Raw genomic sequence first — 21,756 nt, forward strand, 5'->3', positions numbered from 1 at the left:
TCAGGAGCACCTCGCATGCACACTCGCCAACTCGGTAAAGACGGCCCGCAGGTCAGCGCTATTGGCCTGGGCTGCATGGGCATGACGGATTTCTATACCACCGGCAGTGACACCCGCGAAGCCGTGGCCACCTTGCACCGCGCACTGGAACTGGGCATCAACCTGCTCGACACCGCCGACATGTACGGCCCGCACACCAATGAAGAACTGATCGGCCAGGCGATTCGCGGCAAACGTGACCAGGTTTTTCTGGCCAGCAAATTCGGAATTGTGCGGGATCCGGCCAACCCCGCGGCCCGCGGCGTGAGCGGACGTCCCGAGTACATTCGCCAGTCCATTGAGGGCAGCCTGAAACGTCTGGGGGTTGAAACCCTGGATCTTTATTACCAGCACCGCATGGACCCCGGCGTACCGATTGAGGATACCGTCGGCGCCATGGCCGACCTGGTCAAGGCCGGCAAGGTGCGATACCTGGGTTTGAGTGAGGCCTCGGCCACAACTCTGGAGCGAGCGCACAAAGTGCATCCGATCAGTGCCCTGCAAAGTGAGTACTCACTGTGGAGCCGCGACCCCGAGGACAACGGCTGCCTGGCGGCATGCCAGCGTCTGGGTATTGCATTTGTGCCCTACAGTCCGCTGGGCCGGGGATTTTTGACCGGAGCACTGAAGTCTGCCGACGACTTTGCCGCCGATGATTACCGTCGCCTCAGCCCGCGTTTTCAAGGTGACAACTTCGCCAAAAACCTGCTGCTGGTCGAACAAGTGCAAGCCCTGGCCGCAGCCAAAGGTGTGACTGCCGGGCAATTGGCCCTGGCCTGGGTGCTGGCTCAGGGGGATTACCTGATCCCGATTCCGGGCACCAAACAACGCAAATACCTGGAAGAGAATGTCGCGGCACTGGACATCAAACTGAGCACCAGCGAACTGCAGGCACTGCAAGCGATCTTCCCGGCCAGCGCCGTGGCGGGACAACGCTATGCAGAAGAATCGATGAAGCAGCTCAACCGCTGAGTTCTGGATTCCACAGGGCAACCCCCGCACCAGAAGTCCCCTGAAAACGCTGTAGGAGCTGGCTTGCCAGCGATAGGGTCACTGCGGTTCTTTTTGAAAGACCGCCGTGCCTGAATCGCTGGCAAGCCAGCGCCTACAAGTAAGTGAGAGCCTCAGAAATCCCGTTTGTAGAAGATATCCAGCGAGCTGGCGACGCCGCTGGCGACCTCCACATAGACCCGCTTACTGAGCTTGTAGCGCAAGGCAATGGTACTGGCAGGTTCAAACACGCCAACGCCATAACGCACGCTCAAACGCTCGTTGATCTTGCCACTGGCCACGACTGCGGTGTCATTGCCGCTGCCTTCGGTGTCGAGTTCAAAATCCTTGATCCCCAAATGATTGGCCAGATCAGTGGTAACCCCTGAACTGCCCATCAGCCCTAACCCCAAGGCCGCTTGCGCCAGCAAGTTGTCATCTTCGCCTGTGCCTGTCAGCGGACGTCCCAGAACCAGGTACGACAACGCCTGTTCCTGACTCATGGCCGGCTCCGAGAAAATCTGCGTGGTGGGCTGCTCGGCGCTGCCCGTCAAGCGAATCCCGGCGATGACGTCATCGGTCTGGCGAATCGCTTCAATGTCCAGATACGGCTGATCGATGGGCCCGGCAAACAACAGGCGCGCCCGGCGTATCGTCAACTTCTGGCCATAGGCCCGGTAACGGCCATTGTTAAGACGCAATTCACCGCGGGTGTCCATGTTGTTGCCGATATGGACCTGACCCGCCAGATCAGCATTCAGACCAAAGCCCGAGAACGTCAGCAGCTCTTGCCCGACCACCACATTGATGTCCATGTCGACCACCATGGGCGGCGCTTCATCCGACACCTGTTGCCCGACAATCACGGTGTCATCCGAAACCTTGACCGTCGAAGGCGGCAACTCCCGCACCACGATTTCACCTTTGGGGATGTTCACCGTGCCCGCAATCAACAAGGTGTTGTCGGCGTTGAGCGAAATTTTCAGGTCAGGCGCAACCTCGAGTTTGGCGTATGGCTCGACCGTGACCGGAAGATGGTTGCCCTTGACCAATATATTGACGGCCGTGGCTTTGCCCCAGGCCACATCACCGCTGATGCTGCCCTGCCCCTGCTTGCCGCTGGTCCAGCCACCATTGAGCAGCGCGGTTTCACCATTGATGGTGGCCGTCAGCTGCAGGTTCTCGAAGTTGGTCGGCAGTTGCGGGCCGGACACTTCACCACCGGTCAGAGCCACATTGCCGTTGATGTGCGGCGCCAGTAAACCGCCCGCGATCGTGCCCGAACCATTCAACTGCCCCGTGAGTGTCTCGACCATGGGCACAAAGGGACGAATCACCGATACATCCAGCCCGCTCAGACGGAACTCGCCGGTAACCGGCTTGTTTTTTGGCAGCGGATTGATCCGTGCACTCAGCATCAATTGCCCCAGCTTGCCGCCGTCAAAATCAAACCGTGTGTCGACTCGGTTGGGCGTCAGGTTGCTGGTCAATTTGAACGTCTGGTACGGTAAGTTCAGCCACTGGCCTTTGTCCTTGATACGTAAAGTACCGCCGCTGGCATCCACCACCACCTGGCCTTTTGGACCGCTGGCAGGCAAGTCCAGCAACAGGTCTGCGTTGAGCTGGCCCTGCCACTGGAAGTCCTTGGGAAACCATTGCGCCAGACTGTCGAGGGGGAATTGCTTGAGTTGGAAACGCAGCTGCGGGTCCGGCATCAGACGCTGGTCTTCACTGCACAGGCTGGCAGGGCCGGAAATCCAGCATTGCGCCCCCAGATTGACCCGGCCATCGGCCAGACGCTCCAGGCGTACCGGGTTTTGCAGCACCCAGTTCTGGCCGCCGGCCTTAACGTCACCACTGACCACTCGCCCGCGCCAGTTGTCTTTATCCAGACCGCCGTCAAGCGCCAGCCCCAGCTGCAGAGTGGGCCCCTGCAAGGCCAGCTTCAGCTGTTGACGCTTGATGTCGCCGCTACCGTTGACGGTCAGTACGCCGAGCTGAGTATCTCCCGCCTCGATTGCGCTGCCCTTGAGGTTGATCTGACCGCGCTGATTGCGATCAAGGGTGGCGTCCAGTGTCAGGTTTTGCAGGCGGTTGTCCGCAAACGCCAATTGCTGGCCATTAAGCACGACCTTGCCTTGCGGAGCCTTGAGGGTCCCGGCAACGTCGACGCGACCTTTAAGTTGCCCGCGCAGTTCAGGCCATAGCTGACCCAGACGCGGCAAGTTGAGGTCCAGTTGTGCCTTGATCTGCTGCTGCAAACTGGCGGTACCGTTAATCCGGTTATCCCCTAGACGAATGTCCAGCGCACTGACGGTCCAGGCTTCACCTTCGCCCACGGCTTTGGCCTGCAGCATGGCAGGCAAGCCACGCAGACGGCCTTTTAGATCCAGATTGGCGTCCAGCTTGAGGCGCTCGTTCTTGAACTCGCCGGTGCTGCGCAAGGGCCCCGCCAGCGTGCCGGGCAATTCGGCGACCCAATACGCGGGGTCGATGGCGCTCAAGTCCAGCGCGGTATCCCAGGCAACACCGTCGGCAAATTGAACATTCACATGGCCCTCGGCTTTGCCCTGGCCGGCAACCAGCTTCAACTCCGGCAGGAAGATTTTGCCCAGATCGCCACTGAACGGGCTGCTGAGGCTGAACTTGCCTGCAGGGCCGTCGAGGTCGGCCTTGAAGTTGCCCAGATAATTACCGTCGCGGTAGGAGACTTCGCCGCTGAAGGCACGCAGATCCACATCCGGCTTGGCGATAACCGGATAAAGGTTATGCCAGGGAAATTCCAGCCAGTCGATTTTGGCCTCGGCACTCAATCCCTCATGCCAGTCCACCTGCCCCGAAAGCTTCAAGTGCTGCTGCGGGCCGGAGGTCAACTCCAGTGCCGCGACTTGCGCGCTCTTGGCATCCACTCGTCCTTTGAGCAGCAGGTTCACCGGAGTATTTTCGGCCGGCAAGGTGGCGTTGCCATTGAGTTCGTAACCGTCCTTCAAATCGCCTTTGGCGGTGAGCACCAGTTGATTGAGCTGCAAGGTGTCCGGCAGGTCGAAGCCGGGCTTGAACTGCTCCGACGTGATTTTCAACTGCGCCGGCAGGTTATCGGCCAAAGGCTGAAGTTCGCCCGCGATGTGAGCATTGAGATAACCGCTGGTATCCGCGGTCAGGTTCAGCGTGTTGCGCACATTGCCATCGACCTTAAGCGCCAGTGCCAATGGCTTGCCATCCGGCGCAGGCAGGTTGATGTTGCCTTGCAGGGTCAGCGGCCAGTCGCCATTGGGCTGCAACAAGCCGGACAATTCCACATTCAGGTCGTCACGTTCGACATGTACCGAGTCAATCTGTAAACCCTTGGCTGTCCATTGTGCCGCCATCTGCATGCCCTTGAGCTGCTCGATGCCGTTGAACAGTACATTGCCGACTTTCACGACCCCGACTTCGATTGCCAGCGGCAATTTGAGATCAGGCAAGCTGACCGGTCCGCTGCTGCTGTCTTCGCCCGGAGGAAATTGCAGGCTGACCCGGTCGGCCTGCAACTGGTCGATACACAGCGTCATGCGGGTCAGACAACCCGGTGACCAGGCAAAAATCGGCCGGTCAACTTCGACCCGGCTGGTGCCTTGCTCCCACAACAAATGATCGGCGCTCCACTGGCCGCCCAAACGCCCGGCAAAGTTGTCCACCTGTAAACCGGGTACTTGCCCCAATACCCAGCGGCTGCCTGCCTGGGTGCCGAGAATCACACCCACACCGATAACCACCAGCAACACCAACGCCAACAGCACAAGGCCGACTATTTTCAAACCACGAATCACAGCTCAGGCCCCATCGAAAAGTGCAAACGGACACCGCCATCGTCATCCAGCGCATGGGCCAGGTCGAGACGGATCGGGCCCACTGGCGAGATCCAGCGAATGCCCACACCGACCCCGGTTTTCAGGCTTGGAAAGTCCAGGGTGTTGAACGCATTGCCTTGGTCGACAAAGGTCGCCCAGCGCCATTTTTCAGCAAACTGATACTGGTATTCGAGGCTGCCGGCCAGCATGTACCGCCCGCCGATGCGGTCGCCTTCCGAGTTTCTCGGTGACAGGCTCTGGTAGTCATAACCCCGTACGCTTTGATCGCCACCGGCGAAGAAACGCAAGGACGGCGGAATCGACTTGTAGCCGTTAGTTGCGCTGCCACCAAACTGGATACGGCCCAGAAATCGGTGTTTGTCCCACAGGGTGGTCAGGGCTTTGAACTTGATATCGCCATGCAACAGGTTGGTGTCCGACATCAGACCTTCCTTGGCCACCCGGACATCGGTGTTGATGCTGTAGCCGTGGCTCGGATCAATGCGGTTATCACTGCGCAGGACCGAATAGCTCACCCCCGGCATCAGCAATGTACTCAGGCCATCGTCATCCCCCAGGCGATATTCTTCGCGCTGCCACTTGAGCGAAACAATCCGCGTCCAGCCGTTATCCAGCTTGCTGTGCCACTCCGGCCCCACCGTCAGCAATTTGCTCAGGGTATCGGTGTTGGCAATTTCTTCGTACTGATAGCCAGCGGCCAGACGTAATTTGTCGGTCAGGGGCGGGTCCAGGGGAATGTCGTACCAGGCACCGACGTTTTGCTTGGGCTGGGATATTTCAGATTCAAAGCCATAGCTGTCACCGCGCGGGTTATCCCAATGGCGCGTCCAGCTGGCTTTGCCTCGGGGCCCGGTGTCGGTCGAATAACCAAGACCCAGAGTCATGGTGCGCGGTTTGCGCGTTTGCAGATCCACGTCGACCGGAATCACCTGCCCTACCGCGGTACTCGGCGCAGCATCAACGCGCACGACTTCAAAATAGCCGCTGCTTTGCAGGTTTTGATTGAGTTCGGCAATCAATTCCGAGTCGTAAGGGGTGTCGGGTTTAAAGGGCACCATGCGTTGCAGCAGGATTTGATCGAAGGGGGCGTCACCGGCAAAACTGACTTTGCCGAGCACGTATCGCGGCCCGCTTTCGTAGACCAGATTGATATCGGCAAATCCGCCTTTAGGATCGACCAGCAGTTCGTGCTTGATGAATTTACCGTTGAAAAAACCGTAGCGCAGGGCGCGGTTCAGAATCAACCGTTTGGCTTGTTCGTAGTTGCCCTGGTTAAGTACCGCACCGGGCTTTAGATCATCACTGGCGGGGATTTGAAAAGCCTTGAGCGAGGCCGCCGGGCCTTCGACGCGCACATTGACGTTACGCAGATGCACCGGCTCACCGGGATCAATGCTTAACACCAGGCGCGGCGGATCACCGGGGCTGACCTCGGCTTCAATGATGGGTTGGTAATATCCCAGGGCCTGGGAGGCTTTCAGCGCTTGCTCCTGGGCACCACGCTTGAAGCGCAGCAAGGCAGCCTCGTCGCGATCGCCGAGGCTGCCGATATAGCCTTCCACATTGGCCTTGAGGGCATTGTTTGCCGGCTTGACCTTGACCACCAACTCGCTCTGGGCAAATGCCGCGAAGCTGCTGATCAGCAGGACAAGACCACTGGTAAATCTTCCTGGAGACTTCATAGGCGCGAATGCTATCACGGGCAGGAGTGCGCATAGAGCGCACCTATGCCCGCAAATCCGCTTTTAAGCTGTCTCTGTATGTAACACCTGCGGGTTGGCGTGAAAGAACACGTGTTCGAGCACCGGGCCGATCGCCACTTCGCCGATTTCCACATAACCCTGGCGTTTGTAAAAGTCCTGATAATGCGGGTTGCCTGTATCGAGCACCACGCCTTCGGAATGTTTGTCCTCAGCGCACCAGTTGTGCACGGCCTCAAGCAACTGTTCGCCATAGTGCAAGCCTTGAAATTCTGGATGGATGCCCAACAGTGGCAGCATGTGTACCGCATCGCCCGGCACGCAGGCCTGGACCGCCTGATGATAGTCAAGATAGCGCCGCGTGCACCGCAGGCCGGTGCTGAGCAGCATGCGCAATTGCCACGCCCAGCTTTCGGTAATGCCCAGGCGCCGCTGAGGCGGTGCGATCAGGGCGATGCCCACAAGACGGTCATTGACCAGCAGGCCCAGCGCGGGCAAGTCCTGCAAAAAATGCTGTTTGACCAACTCCCGGACCGTGGCCCGGACCCGTTGTTCGTAGCCTCGATGCTGCGCCTCAAACAAGTAACGGAACGTCGGTTCATGGCGATAAGCCTGGTAAAGCAAAGAACGTGCTTCCCTTGAATAGCCGCTGTCGAGCATTTGAATCTGGCTGGCAGCGTTCGACGTTTGCGTCATGACAGTTAATCTCCCTGGCGGATGGCGGCACTTCTAGTGAGTACGAGCCTCCGGGGGCCACAACAGTTCAATCGTGACCACGTGCATCCTACGTTAGCAGCGCATTTGCCCCACTGCACGCTGGCCGCTAACATCGCAGTTTTACCCAGGACTGCCCGCCCATGAAAATTGTTTCCTTCAACATTAATGGCCTGCGCGCTCGGCCGCATCAGCTGGCAGCGCTGATCGAAAAACATCAGCCCGACGTGATCGGCCTGCAAGAAACCAAAGTCCATGACGATCAGTTCCCCCTCGCCGATATCGAAGCGCTGGGCTATCACGTGCACTTTCATGGGCAGAAAGGTCATTACGGGGTCGCCCTGCTCTCTCGCCAGGCGCCGCTTGAATTGCACAAAGGCTTCGCCAGCGATGAAGAAGATGCTCAGCGGCGGTTTATCTGGGGCACGTTCGCTGACGAAAACGGCCAGCCGGTGACCATCATGAATGGTTACTTCCCACAGGGCGAAAGCCGCGATCACCCCACCAAGTTCCCGGCCAAGCAGCGCTTTTACAGCGACCTGCAACAATTGCTCGAGAGCCAGTTCAGCAACGAGCAGCCATTGATCGTGATGGGCGATATCAATATTTCCCCGCAAGACTGTGACATCGGCATCGGCCCGGACAACGCCAAGCGCTGGCTAAAAACCGGCAAGTGCAGCTTTTTGCCTGAAGAGCGCGAGTGGATGGAACGTCTTAAAGGTTGGGGGTTGGTGGACAGCTTCCGCTACCTGCACCCGGATGTGACTGATCGCTTCAGCTGGTTTGACTATCGCAGCCGTGGTTTCGAAGACGAGCCCAAGCGCGGCCTGCGCATCGACGTCATTCTGGCTTCCCGGGGGCTGGTGCCACGCATCAAGGCTGCCGGTGTCGACTACGACCTGCGCGCCATGGAAAAGCCCTCGGACCATGCACCGATCTGGCTGGAATTAAGCTGACCCGGTGCAGGAGCAAGCGTGCTCGCGAGCTTTTTATCGAGCCCGTATTGCTTAGCGAGTGAACGCGCCATTCTTGAGAAGCTTGCTCCTGCAGGGTTTTGGGACGAAGGTGACAGCCACCACAAAGCCCGGGGCCTGGACCTGTGTCATCGGGCTGAAACACATCTGATTTAAATTGCTGGCACTTCTATGGCTCCAGGAAGGTGCCCGCTGATGCTGCGCTTTATGTCGCTAACCCTGCTCTGGGCGATCACCAGCCTGGCCATTGCCGCGGACTTGCGGATTCAGGGTTCAAATACCATTGGCGCCAATCTTGGGCCGGCGCTGGTACAGGCCATGCTGGCACAGCAAGGTTTGCACGACATTCACAGCGTCCCGGCATCCCCTCCCAACGAGCACAGCATTGTCGGCACCGACGCGTCGGGCCAGCAAGTGCGGGTGGATGTGGCAGCCCACGGTTCCGGCACCGGGTTTGCCGCACTCAAGGCCGGGAAGGCGGATCTGATAGCGTCCTCACGGCCGATCAAGGACCGTGAACTGGTTGAACTCGAAGCCCTGGGCGACCTGAAGAGCCCGGATGCCGAGCAAATCATCGCCATCGACGGACTGGCAATTATCCTTCACCCGGACAATCCGCTTAATCAATTGAATACCGAGCAACTGGCACAGATATTCAGCGGCCAGATTTCCACATGGGAGGCTCTGGGCGGTATTGCCGGCCCGATTCATTTATATGCCCGTGATGAGCAGTCCGGCACCTGGGAGATTTTTAAAGAGTTGGTGCTCAGCCGTAGCGGGAACCCTCTAAGCCATAACGCACAGCGTTTCGAGTCCAGTGAACAGTTGTCGGATGCAGTCAGCAATGACCCTCAGGGCATCGGTTTTATCGGTTTGCCTTACATCCGCGCAGCCAAACCCGTGGCTATCGTCGACGGGCTGTCACAACCGATGTTGCCGCTCAACAGTTTGATTGCCAGCGAAGATTACCCGCTGTCACGGCGCCTGTACTTCTACCTGCCCCCGGCCATCCATAATCCATGGGCCCGGGCACTGATTAGCTTCACCCAAAGTGCACAGGGTCAGGCCATCGTGGCGCAAAACGGTTTTGTCGCGCAAAGCGTCCAGGCCACTAGCGTGACCCCCGGCGCGCATATGCCCCGGGACTACCAGACGTTGACCACACAGGCGCAGCGTTTGTCAGTCAATTTCCGCTTTGAGGAAGGCAGCGCCTCGCTGGACAACAAGGCGCGTCAGGATTTGCTGCGGGTGGCCGACTATTTAAAGGCCAACGGCAAGCTCGACAGACAAGTGACACTGGTGGGTTTTGGCGATGCCAAGGACGACCCCGAACGCGCACAACTGCTGTCGAAACTGCGAGCCATGGCAGTACGCCGCGAGCTGGTCAAAAGCGCTGTAGTGCTGCGCGAGATCCGGGGTTACGGCGCGCAGATGCCAGTGGCGGCCAACACCGAAGATGAAGGCCGTATCAAGAATCGCCGGGTTGAAGTCTGGGTGTATTGAGCCGGCAATACGCTTGTAGGAGCTGGCTTGCCAGCGATGGCATCGCTGGCAAGAGTCATGCTTTACGCCTGCAGATCAGCGTACTTATCCAGCTCAAACTTGCCCACAGCGGCCCGATGCACTTCATCCGGCCCGTCAGCCAGGCGCAGGGTACGTTGCATTGCATACATGTAGGCCAACGGGAAGTCTCCCGAAACCCCTGCGCCGCCATGGATCTGAATGGCCCGGTCAATCACCCTCAGTGCCACGTTGGGGGCAATGACCTTGATCTGAGCAATTTCGCTTTTTGCGATTTTATTACCCGCCGTGTCCATCATGTACGCGGCCTTCAGTGTCAGCAGCCGGGCCATATCGATCTCCATTCGCGAGTCGGCAATTTTGTCGATATTGCCACCCAGCCGCGCCAGCGGTTTACCAAAGGCCGTGCGCGACAGTGAGCGTTTGCACATCAATTCCAGTGCCCGCTCGGCCATGCCGATTGAGCGCATGCAATGGTGAATGCGCCCCGGGCCAAGACGGCCTTGGGCAATCTCAAAACCGCGCCCTTCGCCCAGCAACACGTTTTCGTAGGGCACCCGCACGTTATCGAACAACACTTCGGCATGCCCGTGGGGCGCATCGTCGTATCCGAATACCGGCAATGGCCGTACGATTTTCACCCCCGGCGTGTCGACGGGCACCAGGATCATCGAATGCTGCTGATGGCGCGGGTTCCCGGGATTGCTCAAGCCCATGAAGATCAGGATTTTGCAACGCGGGTCACAGGCACCCGAGGTCCACCATTTGCGGCCGTTGATCACCCACTCGTCGCCGTCGCGAACAGCCCGGGCGTCCATATTGGTCGCATCGGACGAAGCAACATCGGGCTCGGTCATGGCAAACGCTGAACGAATCTCACCACGCAGCAGCGGCTCAAGCCATTGCTGCTTTTGCTGCTCGCTGGCGTAGCGCACCAGTACTTCCATATTGCCGGTATCCGGCGCCGAGCAGTTGAACGGCTCCGGCCCGAGCATCGAACGGCCCATGATTTCAGCCAGCGGCGCGTACTCCAGATTCGTCAGCCCCGCGCCCAGGTCCGATTCAGGCAAAAACAGGTTCCACAGCCCTTCGGCCTTGGCCTTGAGTTTCAACTCTTCCATGACCGCAGTTGGCTGCCAGCGATCACCTTCAGCCACTTGCCGGTCGAAAATCGCCTCGGCCGGGTACACATGAGCGTCCATAAACGCAGTCACGCGCTCGCGCAGTGCCTGAACTTTCGGGGAATAAGCGAAATCCATGGGTGGCTACCTTTTACCGGAAATATCGAGAAGTGATGCCCGATGCTAGAACAGCCACCTACCATTTACCCTGCCTATTTACCGCGTGTATTACCATTCATAAGCAATATATGATTCGCGAGCCCGACTTTCTAAAACAAGAGCTCTGAGCCATGAATCTGAACAAGGTTGACCTGAATCTGTTTATCGTCTTCGACGCCATCTACACCGAGGCCAATCTGACTCGCGCCGGACAGATCATCGGTATCACTCAGCCGGCGGTATCCAACGCCCTGGCTCGCCTGCGCGAGAGCTTTAACGACCCGTTGTTCGTGCGCACGGCCCAGGGCATGGTGCCTACGCCAATGGCGCAGAACATTATCAGCCCGGTGCGCAGTGCCCTGGCCCTGTTACGTGTGTCGGTCCAGGAAAGCCGCACCTTCAACCCCCTGCAAGCCAGCAAAACCTTCCGGATGAGCATGACCGACCTGACCGAGGCAGTGATTTTGCCCCCGCTGTTTCAACGCTTGCGGCGTCAGGCACCTGCTGTGGTGATTGAGAGTTTTCTTTCGCACCGACGTGAGACCACCAGCGACCTGGCTGCCGGACGCCTGGATTTCGCCGTGGATGCGCCGCTCAATACCGACCCGCAAGTACGCCACGTCAAGTTAATGGAAGACCGTTACGTCTGTGCCATGCGTCAGGGCCATCCATTGGCTGGCAAGCCCGTGATCAGCCTCGATGAGTATCTGGCGTTGACCCATATTCATATTTCGACCCGCCGCAATGGCCTGGGAGAAGTTGACCTGGCGCTGGGCAAAATGGGCCTGCAGCGCAAGATCACCCTGCGCTCGCAGCATTACCTGATGGCCTCCAATGTGTTGCAACAAACCGACATGGTCATGACCGTGCCCGAACGTTTTGCCCGACGCCATGCCCTGCATTTTGTGAAGTTGCCCCTCAACGAACTGCCCAACGTGGAGACCCATTTGTACTGGCATGAAAGCACTGAGCAAGACCCGGCCAATCGCTGGATGCGCGAGCAACTGATTGAGGTGTGCCAACAGCAGGTCATCCAGGAAAATAAAGCCGGGGCCGCCAGCTTGCTTGACGTAAACGTCAAGCAACCAGTAGCTTAAGCCCATGATTTCTTAAGAGCCCGCCCATGAGCAGCCAGACGTACAGTATTTCCGACCTTGCCCGCGAGCTCGACATCACCACCCGGGCCATCCGCTTTTATGAAGAACAGGGCTTGCTCGCTCCCGAACGACGCGGCCAGGAACGCGTGTATTCAGCACGGGACAAGGTCAGCCTGAAATTGATTTTGCGCGGCAAGCGCATCGGTTTTTCACTGGCCGAATGCCGCGAGCTGATTGAGCTTTACGACCCCACCAGCGGCAATCAAAAACAATTGAACAGCATGCTGGCCAAAATCGCCGAGCGCCGTGAGCAGCTGGAGCAGCAATTGCTGGACATTCAACATATGCAGCTCGAACTCGACACTGCTGAAGAACGCTGCGTCCACGCCCTTGAACAAACCATAAAGAACCAGACAGCCTCCTGACGCTGAAGATCATGCGGGACCCGGGCCGGGTAATCCTTCGGCGCCCGCTGGCAAGCCAGCTCCCCCAGGGGGCACAAACAATAAATACGGTGAATCCCCATGACGCTTCCTACCCATGTGCGCCTGATTGAAGTCGGCCCGCGCGACGGTCTGCAAAATGAATCCCTGCCCATCAGCGTGGCGGACAAGGTGCATCTGGTTAACGCCCTGACCGAGGCCGGGCTTGGCTACATAGAAGTCGGCAGTTTTGTGTCGCCCAAGTGGGTGCCGCAAATGGCCGGTTCTGCCGAAGTCTTTGCCCGGATCCAGCGCAAGCCCGGTGTGGTCTATGGCGCTCTGACGCCCAACCTGCGCGGATTTGAAGACGCCGTGGCGGCGGGGGTAAAAGAAGTCGCCGTATTTGCCGCTGCCTCGCAAGCGTTCTCGCAACGCAACATCAATTGTTCGATCAGCGAGAGCCTGGAGCGGTTTATCCCCATCATCGACGCCGCCCGCCAGCACGGCATCAGTGTGCGCGGCTACGTTTCCTGCGTGCTCGGTTGCCCCTATGAAGGCCAGGTCGCGCCGCAACAGGTCGCAGCAGTGGCACAAGAGCTCTATGCCATGGGCTGTTACGAGGTTTCTCTGGGCGACACCATCGGCACCGGCACTCCGACGGCAACACGGGCAATGTTTGAAGCGGTAACGGCCCATGTGCCGCGAGAGAAGCTCGCCGGGCATTTCCATGACACCTATGGCCAGGCGCTGGTCAATATCTACGCCAGCCTGCAAGAGGGTATTGCGGTGTTTGACAGCTCTGTCGCAGGGCTGGGCGGCTGCCCGTATGCCAAGGGAGCAAGCGGTAACGTGGCCACCGAAGACGTGTTGTACATGCTCAACGGCATGGGCATCGATACCGGCGTCGACATGGACAAACTGTTACTGGCCGGCGAGCACATCTGCAAAGTGCTGGGCCGTGTTACCGGGTCGCGGGTCGCGAAAGCGCGCCAGGGCTAAAAAATGTGCCTGAGTGTTACCTCGTCATCCCCTAAACGAGTAACACGGAAACAAACCGGCCAGCACAATGGCCGGTTTTTTATTGCCTGAAAAACCAAGCCTTTGATTTATAAGGGTTTTTAAAAGTTGGCACGGCTCCTGCTATCTCTATGGCATAACAAGAATAAAAACCGCAGCAACATAATAAAAACAATACGAAACGACTCTGACATAACAAAAACAACACGGCAGAGACGCAGCTAACAGATTTTTTTGGAGAAGGTTTACTTTTCCGAGGAGCCAAAAGCCACCTCGCAACCGGGCAGAGAATAATAAAACTACCTTCAGGTAGCACCCGCACAGGTTGGATCACAGGTTTGATAGCCAGTGATGAAAGTGGATCAGCGCTCAAAAAAATACGTTTGCTCTTGATCCCGCATGGGGATCGCACAAAACAGTAACAAAGGGCCACGGTTCCAAAAACAACAATAGACCGCCCCTCAATAATAAAAAAAGAGCACGCAACGACATATTAAAGGGGAGCCTCGGCTCCCCTTTGTGTTGTCTGTAATCCCCGTTTTGCTGCAGGAGCGAGCTTGCCTCGCGATGGGGATGGTCGAGCAACGGCTTCAGCGACCCCCGTACTGATCCTGTCGCGAGGCAAGCTTGCCCCTAGAGGGCGTTGAGCAAGCCTTACGGTGTGCCAAGTTCCTGAATGCTGATTTCACGCATTTTGAATTTCTGGATCTTGCCGGTCACCGTCATCGGAAACACATCCACAAACTTGAAGTAACGCGGCGTCTTGAAGTGTGCGATACGCGACTTGCACCAGGTTTGCAGTTCCAGCTCGTTGGCCGTATGACCCGGATGAAACTTGATCCAGGCAACGATCTCCTCGCCGTATCGGGCGTCGGGGATACCCACAATCTGCACATCTGCCACCGCCGGGTGGGTGAAAAAGAACTCTTCCAGCTCCCGCGGATATATGTTTTCGCCGCCACGAATAATCATGTCCTTGTTGCGCCCGACGATGCGCACATACCCCTGCTCATCCATTTGTGCCAGGTCCCCGGTATGCATCCAGCCTTCGCTGTCGATTGACTCGCGGGTCGCTTGCGGGTTGTTCCAGTACCCCAGCATCACGCTGTATCCCCGGGTACACAACTCACCGATCTCACCCCGCCCAACAACGTTGCCGTCAGTGTCGATCAGCTTGTTCTCCAGTTGTGGCTGAGTTCGTCCTACGGTGGTAACGCGTAATTCGAGGTCATCTGCAGGGCCGGTCTGCATCGATACCGGGCTGGTTTCAGTCATGCCGTAGGCAATTTGTACCTCCCCCATGTGCATCTCGCTGATGACCCGGCGCATCACCTCAATCGGGCAGGTGGCTCCGGCCATGATCCCCGTGCGCAAGCTCGAGAGGTCAAATTCAGCACGCTTCGGGTGGTCGAGCATGGCGATGAACATGGTGGGCACACCGTACAGCGCCGTTGCCCGCTCTTGGGCAACCGCTTGCAGGGTCAAACCGGGATCAAAGGCTTCACTGGGATAAATCATGGTGGTGCCATGGGTCACGCATCCCAGATTGCCCATCACCATGCCAAAACAGTGGTACAGCGGTACCGGAATCACCAACCGGTCGTTGGCCGTCAGCCCCAGGCTTTCGCCTACCATATAGCCATTGTTGAGGATGTTGTGATGGCTGAGGGTCGCCCCCTTTGGAAACCCCGTAGTACCCGAGGTGTACTGAATGTTCACCGGTTGATCGGGGCGCACACCGGCTTGACGGTTATACAGTTGGTCGACAGTAACCCCGGCGCCCAGCGTGCTCAGTTGCGACCACGGCAAAAAGCCGGCAGGGGGCTGAGCATCAAGGCTGATGACGCCGCGTAGTTCGGGAAAATGCTCACTCACCAACTGCCCCGCCGACGAATCGGCCAGCGGCGCAATCAGCTCCTGGAGCATGGCGTGATAGTTGGAAGTCTTGAATGCACCGGCACAGACCAGCCACTGACACGCCGACTGTTTAAGTACATATTCCAGTTCAGAGGCCCGGTATGCGGGGTTGATGTTAACCAGGACCACCCCGATTTTTGCGCTGGCAAACTGGCACAAGAACCATTCGACACAGTTGGGTGCCCATACTCCCAGCCGGTCTCCCGCCTGCAAACCCAATGCCAGCAGCCCTCTGGCACACAGGTCAACCGCCTGAGCCAGTTGCCCCCAGGTGTAACGCTGCTGTTGATGGCACACCACCAGCGCGTCGCTATCGCAATAGCGTGCGGCGGTGTGATCGAAAGCCTGACCGATGGTCATCGTCAGCAGCGGTTTGTCCTGAGCGCCCTGACTGTAACTGGGGGCAGAATGTGGCTTCATGAAAACTCCTCTTGTGATTGTTTTGGGAGCATGGGTACGGCGCATGCTGCGCCACCTCATTGACGAGCAGCAATGACTCTGCCTCAAGTTGACGTTAACGTAAAGGTCATTGACAGCCCAAGCCTCCAAGCTTACGTTAACGTAAAGGTTATCAATGGCGACGCTGCACACGCCTCCTACAAGAACAACGATCAAGGTGCCCCATGAGCTACCCGACTTTGAACTTCGCCCTTGGCGAAACCATCGACATGCTGCGCGATCAGGTGCAAGCCTTCGTTGCCGCCGAACTGACCCCACGGGCGGCGCAAATCGACAAAGACAACCTGTTCCCGGCGGACATGTGGCGAAAGTTCGGGGACATGGGTCTGCTGGGTATCACTGTTGCAGAAGAATACGGCGGCACCGGGCTCAGCTATCTGGCCCACGTGGTTGCGATGGAAGAAATCAGCCGGGGCTCGGCCTCCGTCGCCCTCTCCTACGGCGCTCACTCAAACCTGTGCGTCAACCAGATCAACCGCAACGGCACCCACGCACAGAAGCTTAAATACCTGCCCAAACTGATCAGTGGCGAACACGTCGGCGCATTGGCCATGAGTGAGCCGAACGCGGGCTCCGATGTGGTTTCCATGAAGCTGCGGGCCGACAAGCGCGGCGACCACTTTGTGCTCAATGGCAGTAAAACCTGGATCACCAATGGCCCGGATGCCAATACCTACGTGATCTACGCCAAAACCGACATCGAGAAAAATGCCCATGGCATCAGTGCATTTATCGTCGAGCGCGACTGGAAAGGCTTCAGCCGTGGCAAGCACTTCGACAAGCTCGGCATGCGCGGCTCGAACACCGGCGAACTGTTTTTCGATGACGTTCAAGTCCCTGAAGAAAACCTGCTGGGCCCTCTGAACGCCGGCGTTAAAGTCCTGATGAGCGGACTGGACTACGAACGCGTGGTGCTTTCGGGCGGCCCCACCGGGATCATGCAAGCGTGCATGGATCTGGTGGTGCCTTATATCCACGACCGCAAACAGTTCGGCCAGAGCATCGGCGAGTTTCAGCTGATCCAGGGCAAGGTCGCGGACATGTACACCCAACTCAATGCCAGCCGCGCTTATTTGTACGCTGTTGCAGCCGCTTGCGAGCGTGGAGAAACCACACGCAAGGACGCAGCCGGAGTGATTTTGTACAGCGCTGAACGCGCCACCCAGATGGCCCTCGATGCGATCCAGATTCTGGGCGGTAACGGCTATATCAATGAATTCCCTGCCGGACGTCTGTTGCGTGATGCCAAGCTGTATGAAATCGGCGCAGGCACCAGCGAAATCCGCCGCATGCTGATTGGCCGCGAACTGTTTAACGAAACTCGCTAAGGAGCGCGCATGTCCATCCTGCATACGACAGTCAACCCGCGTTCGGCCGACTTCCTGACCAATCGCGACGCCATGCTCACCCAGGTTGATGCCCTGCATACCCTGCTCAACCAGGTACAACAAGGTGGCGGCGCCAAGGCCCAGGAACGCCACACATCACGTGGCAAGTTACTGCCCCGCGAGCGTATCGATCGCTTGCTGGACAGCGGCTCTGCGTTTCTCGAGCTCAGTCAGCTGGCCGCTTATGGTGTTTACGGCGAAGACGTTCCCGCGGCCGGAATAATCGCCGGCATTGGCCGGGTCGAAGGTGTGGAATGCATGATTGTGGCCAACGATGCCACGGTCAAAGGTGGGTCGTATTACCCGTTAACGGTTAAAAAACACTTGCGCGCGCAGACCATTGCCGAGCAGAACCGCCTGCCATGTATCTACCTGGTGGACTCGGGCGGGGCCAATCTGCCGCGCCAGGATGAGGTGTTCCCCGACCGTGAGCACTTCGGCCGGATCTTCTTCAATCAGGCCAACATGAGCGCCGCAGGCATCCCGCAAATCGCCGTGGTGATGGGCTCCTGCACGGCGGGTGGTGCGTATGTACCGGCCATGGCTGACGAAGCCATCATGGTGCGCCAGCAAGCGACGATTTTCCTCGCCGGCCCGCCACTGGTAAAAGCCGCGACCGGCGAAGTAGTCAGTGCTGAAGACCTGGGAGGCGCCGATGTGCACTGCAAAATTTCGGGAGTGGCCGACCATTACGCCGAAAGTGATGAGCACGCCTTGGCTCTGGCACGGCGCAGCGTAGCCAATCTCAATTGGCGCAAGCTCGGCCAGGTGCAGCAACGTGCACCGCTGGCACCGCTGTACAGCACTGAAGAACTGTATGGCATCGTCCCTGCCGACCCCAAGCAGCCCTTTGATGTACGTGAAGTGATCGCGCGGCTGGTGGACGGTTCGGTATTCGATGAGTTCAAGGCCCTGTTCGGCACTACGCTGGTGTGCGGCTTTGCGCATTTGCATGGTTACCCGGTCGCGATCCTGGCCAACAACGGCATTCTGTTTGCCGAATCGGCACAAAAAGGCGCGCACTTCATTGAACTGGCATGCCAGCGCGGCATTCCGTTGATCTTTCTGCAAAACATCACCGGCTTTATGGTCGGGCAAAAATACGAAGCCGGCGGCATCGCCAAACACGGGGCCAAGCTGGTGACCGCAGTAGCCTGCGCCAGGGTCCCCAAATTCACAGTGATCATCGGCGGCAGCTTTGGCGCCGGTAACTACGGCATGTGCGGCCGTGCTTATGACCCGCGCTTTCTGTGGATGTGGCCTAACGCGCGAATCGGCGTGATGGGCGCCGAACAGGCCGCAGGCGTTCTGGTGCAAGTCAAGCGCGAGCAGGCCGAACGCAATGGCCTGGTTTTTTCCAGCGCGGAAGAAGCCGGTATCAAACAGCCGATCCTTGACCAGTACGAACATCAAGGCCACCCCTACTACTCCAGCGCCCGGTTGTGGGATGACGGCGTAATCGATCCGGCGCAAACCCGTGACGTCTTGGCCCTGGGTCTGTCGGCCGCGTTGAACGCACCCATCGAAGCCACGCGCTTTGGTGTGTTGCGCATGTAACCCGCCCGGTGCCTGCATCGCTGGCGAGCCAGCGCCTACATCCATTTAAGGACTGACGGACATGATCGATTTCAACACCCTGGAACTGCACAACGACCCCCGGGGGTTTGCCACCCTGTGGTTGAGTCGCGAGCAAAAGAACAACGCCTTCAATGCCGAGATGATCCGCGAACTGATCTTGGCGCTGGACGCCGTGCAAGGCGATCCAAATCTGCGTTTTCTGGTGCTGCGTGGACGTGGAAAACATTTCAGCGCCGGCGCCGACCTGGCGTGGATGCAACAGTCAGCCGAGCTCGACTATCACACCAACCTTGATGACGCCCGACACCTGGCAGAGCTGATGTACAACCTGGCCAAGCTGAAAATCCCGACCATGGCGGTGGTGCAAGGCGCGGCCTATGGCGGTGCGCTGGGGCTGATCAGTGCCTGTGATATGGCCATCGGGGCCAATGATGCTCAGTTCTGCCTGTCCGAAGTCCGGATTGGCCTGGCGCCAGCCGTGATCAGTCCATTCGTGGTGCAAGCCATCGGCGAGCGCGCCGCACGCCGTTATGCCCTGACTGCGGAGCGCTTCAGCGGTGAGCGCGCCCGTGAATTGGGGCTGCTCAGTGAAAGCTACCCCGTGGCCGAGCTGGAACAGCAAATCGAGCTGTGGATCGACAACTTGCTGCTCAATAGCCCGCAGGCCATGCGTTCGTGCAAGGACTTGCTGCGTGAAGTCAGCCATGGCGCACCCACCCCGGCCATTCGCCGCTACTGCGAGAATGCCATTGCCCGGATTCGGGTCAGCCCCGAAGGGCAGGAAGGCTTGCGCGCGTTTCTGCAAAAGCGTGCGCCAAGCTGGCAGGCCGACACCTCTACTCAGGAGTCACGCCCATGAGCGCGCCTCTGATTACGTCGGTGCTGGTGGCCAACCGGGGCGAAATAGCCTGCCGGGTGATGCGCACGGCCAAGTCTTTGGGCTTGACCACCGTGGCTGTCCACAGCGCCACCGACCGCGACGCACGGCATTGCCGCGAGGCTGATATCTGCGTCGATGTGGGGGGCAACAAGGCGGCCGACAGCTACCTGAAAATCGACAAAATTATTGCTGCAGCCAAAGCCAGTGGTGCGCAGGCAATTCATCCGGGCTACGGCTTCTTGTCCGAAAACGCAGGTTTCGCACGGGCAATTGAGGATGCCGGTCTGGTTTTTCTCGGCCCACCCGCCTCGGCGATTGATGCCATGGGCAGCAAATCGGCGGCCAAGGCGCTGATGGAAATTGCCGGGGTGCCACTGGTACCGGGCTATCACGGTGAAGCGCAGGATCTGGAAACTTTCCGCGTTGCAGCCGAGGCTATCGGCTACCCGGTATTGCTCAAGGCCACGGCCGGTGGCGGCGGCAAAGGAATGAAAGTTGTCGAGGACGTCAGCGAGCTGGGTGAAGCCCTGGCCTCGGCCCAGCGCGAAGCGCTGTCCTCATTTGGCGATGCGCGCATGCTGGTAGAAAAGTATGTGCTCAAGCCACGCCACGTCGAGATCCAGATTTTCGCCGACCGGCACGGCAACTGCCTGTACCTCAATGAGCGCGACTGTTCGATTCAGCGTCGCCACCAAAAGGTCGTTGAAGAAGCCCCGGCCCCTGGCCTCAGTATTGAACAGCGCCAGGCCATGGGCGAATCCGCCGTGCGGGCCGCACAGGCCATTGGTTATGTCGGTGCGGGCACCGTGGAGTTTTTGCTGGATGCCCGGGGCGAGTTCTTCTTTATGGAGATGAACACCCGCCTGCAAGTGGAGCATCCGGTGACAGAAGCCATTACCGGGCTGGATCTGGTGGCCTGGCAAATTCGCGTGGCACGTGGTGAGGCGCTGCCCATCAGCCAGGCAGAGGTGCCGTTGCGCGGCCATGCCATTGAAGTGCGCCTGTATGCCGAAGACCCGGGCAATGATTTTCTGCCCCAAACAGGACGTCTTGAGGTGTACCGCGAGTCTGCCGCCGGGCCGGGCCGCCGCGTCGATAGCGGGGTCAGCGAAGGTGACGAGGTTTCGCCGTTCTACGATCCCATGCTGGGCAAGTTGATTGCCTGGGGGGAAGACCGTGAACAGGCGCGCTTGCGGCTGCTGGCGATGCTTGATGAGTTCGCCATTGGTGGTTTGAAAACCAACCTGGCTTTTTTACGCCGCATCATCGGCCACCCGGCCTTTGCTGCGGCCGAACTGGATACAGGGTTCATCCCGCGCTACCAGGAGCAGTTACTGCCTGCAGCCCAGCCTTTACCCACAGCATTTTGGTCCGCAGCGGGCCAGGCTTTTCGACAAAGTCAGACACAGGCGGTACGCGCAGATGACCCGGCTTCGCCCTGGTCCACCGGCAACGGTTTTCGCTGCGGCCTGCCTGCCCATACCCTGCTGGCCTTGAGTTGCAACGGCGAGCAACACACCGTCAACCTCCACGCGCCGTCAGCGGTCCTGCACGAGGAACAGTTGCAGATTGAACACAACGGCGTGCGTCGCCTGCATCTGGCAATTCGTCGCGCCGATACGCTGTATCTGCGCTGGGAGGGCGAGCTGCATAGTATCGAGGCCTATGACCCGATTGCCGCGGCAGGCGCCAGCCATGCCCCGCAGGGTGGCTTGAACGCCCCCATGAACGGCAGCATTGTGCGAATACTGGTTGAGGCCGGGCAAACGGTCGAAGCCGGCACCCAGTTGGTAGTACTAGAGGCGATGAAAATGGAGCACAGCCTGCGCGCGCCTCACGATGGCGTGGTGAAAGCGCTGTTTTGCCAGGAAGGTGAGATGGTCAGCGAAGGCACGGTGCTGGTTGAACTGACGTAAACGCAGCGCCCAA

General features: G+C 58.7%; 15 protein-coding genes. 10 read left to right on the plus strand and 5 right to left on the minus strand.

What is annotated here, in order from left to right:
• Positions 1-15: 15 nt before the first annotated feature.
• On the plus strand, positions 16-1,011 hold the full coding sequence (locus AOC04_RS13485) for an aldo/keto reductase (protein ID WP_060694143.1): 996 nt from the start codon (positions 16-18) through the stop codon (positions 1,009-1,011).
• A 152-nt stretch (positions 1,012-1,163) separates the two neighbouring features.
• Here the strand turns inward: AOC04_RS13485 and AOC04_RS13490 are convergent, their stop codons facing one another.
• From AOC04_RS13490 to AOC04_RS13500, 3 genes are all read right to left on the minus strand, one after another.
• Entirely contained in the window at positions 1,164-4,838 is a 3,675-nt protein-coding gene (locus AOC04_RS13490; protein ID WP_060694145.1) for a translocation/assembly module TamB domain-containing protein, read from the minus strand.
• A complete protein-coding gene (locus tag AOC04_RS13495) occupies positions 4,835-6,562 on the minus strand; it encodes an autotransporter assembly complex protein TamA (protein ID WP_060694148.1) in 1,728 nt (575 codons plus the stop codon). Before AOC04_RS13495 ends, AOC04_RS13490 begins: the two co-directional genes overlap by 4 nt.
• A gap of 63 nt (positions 6,563-6,625) precedes the next feature.
• Entirely contained in the window at positions 6,626-7,276 is a 651-nt protein-coding gene (locus AOC04_RS13500) for a GNAT family N-acetyltransferase (RefSeq protein ID WP_060694149.1), read from the minus strand.
• A 161-nt stretch (positions 7,277-7,437) separates the two neighbouring features.
• Between AOC04_RS13500 and xthA the strand changes: the two genes are divergently transcribed.
• Both xthA and AOC04_RS13510 read left to right on the plus strand, forming a co-directional pair.
• Positions 7,438-8,250, plus strand: a complete 813-nt coding sequence (gene xthA / locus AOC04_RS13505) for an exodeoxyribonuclease III (RefSeq protein ID WP_060694152.1) — start codon at positions 7,438-7,440, stop codon at positions 8,248-8,250.
• A gap of 213 nt (positions 8,251-8,463) precedes the next feature.
• On the plus strand, positions 8,464-9,771 hold the full coding sequence (locus AOC04_RS13510; RefSeq protein ID WP_060694153.1) for a substrate-binding domain-containing protein: 1,308 nt from the start codon (positions 8,464-8,466) through the stop codon (positions 9,769-9,771).
• A gap of 62 nt (positions 9,772-9,833) precedes the next feature.
• On the opposite strand, the gene AOC04_RS13515 is transcribed toward AOC04_RS13510, so the two are convergent.
• Positions 9,834-11,048 (minus strand): acyl-CoA dehydrogenase, encoded by a 1,215-nt coding sequence (locus AOC04_RS13515; protein ID WP_060694155.1) that lies wholly within the window; start codon positions 11,046-11,048, stop codon positions 9,834-9,836.
• A gap of 152 nt (positions 11,049-11,200) precedes the next feature.
• Between AOC04_RS13515 and AOC04_RS13520 the strand changes: the two genes are divergently transcribed.
• From AOC04_RS13520 to AOC04_RS13530, 3 genes are all read left to right on the plus strand, one after another.
• Positions 11,201-12,166 carry a LysR family transcriptional regulator gene (locus tag AOC04_RS13520; RefSeq protein ID WP_060694156.1) on the plus strand — a complete coding sequence of 322 codons (966 nt, stop codon included), beginning with the start codon at positions 11,201-11,203 and terminating at the stop codon, positions 12,164-12,166.
• A gap of 26 nt (positions 12,167-12,192) precedes the next feature.
• Positions 12,193-12,591: a MerR family transcriptional regulator gene (locus AOC04_RS13525; RefSeq protein WP_060694159.1), complete on the plus strand. Its 399-nt coding sequence runs from the start codon at positions 12,193-12,195 to the stop codon at positions 12,589-12,591.
• 99 nt (positions 12,592-12,690) lie between these two features.
• Positions 12,691-13,587 carry a hydroxymethylglutaryl-CoA lyase gene (locus AOC04_RS13530; RefSeq protein WP_060694161.1) on the plus strand — a complete coding sequence of 299 codons (897 nt, stop codon included), beginning with the start codon at positions 12,691-12,693 and terminating at the stop codon, positions 13,585-13,587.
• Positions 13,588-14,259: 672 nt separating this feature from the next.
• Here AOC04_RS13530 and AOC04_RS13535 read toward each other — a convergent pair.
• A complete protein-coding gene (locus AOC04_RS13535; RefSeq protein ID WP_060694162.1) occupies positions 14,260-15,942 on the minus strand; it encodes an AMP-binding protein in 1,683 nt (560 codons plus the stop codon).
• A 203-nt stretch (positions 15,943-16,145) separates the two neighbouring features.
• On the opposite strand from AOC04_RS13535, the gene AOC04_RS13540 reads away from it, so the two are divergent.
• The 4 genes from AOC04_RS13540 (at position 16,146) to AOC04_RS13555 (ending at position 21,743) form a co-directional block, all read left to right on the plus strand.
• A complete protein-coding gene (locus AOC04_RS13540) occupies positions 16,146-17,309 on the plus strand; it encodes an isovaleryl-CoA dehydrogenase (RefSeq protein WP_060694164.1) in 1,164 nt (387 codons plus the stop codon).
• A gap of 9 nt (positions 17,310-17,318) precedes the next feature.
• A complete protein-coding gene (locus tag AOC04_RS13545) occupies positions 17,319-18,926 on the plus strand; it encodes a carboxyl transferase domain-containing protein (RefSeq protein WP_060694167.1) in 1,608 nt (535 codons plus the stop codon).
• A 61-nt stretch (positions 18,927-18,987) separates the two neighbouring features.
• Positions 18,988-19,806 carry a gamma-carboxygeranoyl-CoA hydratase gene (locus AOC04_RS13550; RefSeq protein ID WP_060694168.1) on the plus strand — a complete coding sequence of 273 codons (819 nt, stop codon included), beginning with the start codon at positions 18,988-18,990 and terminating at the stop codon, positions 19,804-19,806.
• Positions 19,803-21,743, plus strand: coding sequence for an acetyl/propionyl/methylcrotonyl-CoA carboxylase subunit alpha (locus AOC04_RS13555; protein ID WP_060694171.1), 1,941 nt, complete (start codon positions 19,803-19,805; stop codon positions 21,741-21,743). The genes AOC04_RS13550 and AOC04_RS13555 overlap by 4 nt, the downstream gene beginning before the upstream one ends.
• The last annotated feature ends 13 nt before the right edge of the window (positions 21,744-21,756 follow it).

Source organism: Pseudomonas versuta, assembly GCF_001294575.1.
Taxonomy (GTDB): Bacteria; Pseudomonadota; Gammaproteobacteria; order Pseudomonadales; family Pseudomonadaceae; genus Aquipseudomonas; species Aquipseudomonas versuta.

Coding starts and splice junctions, on each gene's coding strand:
- AOC04_RS13485 (WP_060694143.1), top strand. CDS start 16: ATGCACACTCGCCAACTCGGTAAAGACGGCCCGCAGGTCAGCGCTATT.
- AOC04_RS13495 (WP_060694148.1), bottom strand. CDS start 6,562: ATGAAGTCTCCAGGAAGATTTACCAGTGGTCTTGTCCTGCTGATCAGC.
- AOC04_RS13500 (WP_060694149.1), bottom strand. CDS start 7,276: ATGACGCAAACGTCGAACGCTGCCAGCCAGATTCAAATGCTCGACAGC.
- xthA (WP_060694152.1), top strand. CDS start 7,438: ATGAAAATTGTTTCCTTCAACATTAATGGCCTGCGCGCTCGGCCGCAT.
- AOC04_RS13510 (WP_060694153.1), top strand. CDS start 8,464: ATGCTGCGCTTTATGTCGCTAACCCTGCTCTGGGCGATCACCAGCCTG.
- AOC04_RS13515 (WP_060694155.1), bottom strand. CDS start 11,048: ATGGATTTCGCTTATTCCCCGAAAGTTCAGGCACTGCGCGAGCGCGTG.
- AOC04_RS13520 (WP_060694156.1), top strand. CDS start 11,201: ATGAATCTGAACAAGGTTGACCTGAATCTGTTTATCGTCTTCGACGCC.
- AOC04_RS13525 (WP_060694159.1), top strand. CDS start 12,193: ATGAGCAGCCAGACGTACAGTATTTCCGACCTTGCCCGCGAGCTCGAC.
- AOC04_RS13530 (WP_060694161.1), top strand. CDS start 12,691: ATGACGCTTCCTACCCATGTGCGCCTGATTGAAGTCGGCCCGCGCGAC.
- AOC04_RS13535 (WP_060694162.1), bottom strand. CDS start 15,942: ATGAAGCCACATTCTGCCCCCAGTTACAGTCAGGGCGCTCAGGACAAA.
- AOC04_RS13540 (WP_060694164.1), top strand. CDS start 16,146: ATGAGCTACCCGACTTTGAACTTCGCCCTTGGCGAAACCATCGACATG.
- AOC04_RS13545 (WP_060694167.1), top strand. CDS start 17,319: ATGTCCATCCTGCATACGACAGTCAACCCGCGTTCGGCCGACTTCCTG.
- AOC04_RS13550 (WP_060694168.1), top strand. CDS start 18,988: ATGATCGATTTCAACACCCTGGAACTGCACAACGACCCCCGGGGGTTT.
- AOC04_RS13555 (WP_060694171.1), top strand. CDS start 19,803: ATGAGCGCGCCTCTGATTACGTCGGTGCTGGTGGCCAACCGGGGCGAA.